This is a genomic window from Escherichia sp. MOD1-EC6475, from assembly GCF_003046645.1.
Lineage (GTDB): Bacteria > Pseudomonadota > Gammaproteobacteria > Enterobacterales > Enterobacteriaceae > Escherichia > Escherichia ruysiae.
Window position 1 is genome coordinate 1 of the sequence record NZ_PZKQ01000124.1, and the last position, 593, is coordinate 593.

At 46.5% G+C, this 593-nt stretch carries 1 protein-coding gene; it reads right to left on the reverse strand.

All coding sequences use genetic code 11. The features are described 5' to 3' along the window. Positions 1-418: MATE family efflux transporter (locus A7589_RS22670; RefSeq protein WP_286174604.1), on the reverse strand; the 418-nt coding region annotated here is incomplete at its 3' end. Between the last annotated feature and the right edge of the window lie 175 nt (positions 419-593).

A 593-nucleotide genomic window follows, 5' to 3' on the forward strand; every position in this document is an offset into this window, starting at 1 on the left:
AATGATGCATGAGAATTGCCACCACCACGGCAAGTAACGCCATGATCACCAGTGATTGCCGTGGTGCGACACTGGCTCGCCGGCGATCACGTTTACCGAAACTAAATGCCACAACGACAGTAGTACCAAGATCGATAGCAGCGAAAAAGGCCATAATGACCATATTGAAGCTGTCCGCCAACCCAACGCCCGCCATCGCATCTTTTCCCAGCCAACTGACCAGAAAAGTGCTCAGCACGCCCATCAACAGGACACAGGCATTCTCCATAAAGATAGGAACAGCAAGCGGAGTTATTTCGCGCCAGAACAACACTTTGTAACTCTTACGTTTTGAGTGCCAGCGAGTGTGGCGAACAACCTGGCGTAAAGCTGAGGGGATATTCAAAGCCGACCTTAATTGCAGAAAGTGAAACCACATTTCAAATAATGAGGGAGAATCAGAAAAGCTGCAAAGATTTTCGCCGACAAATTGTCTGCAAATGCAACAAACTGTTGATAGAAACGGCAAACGGTTGAGGAATATAAAAAACAGGTTTGACAAAATATTTTTCGCCGTTAAGATGTGCCTCAACAGCGATTCCTCTGTAGTTCAG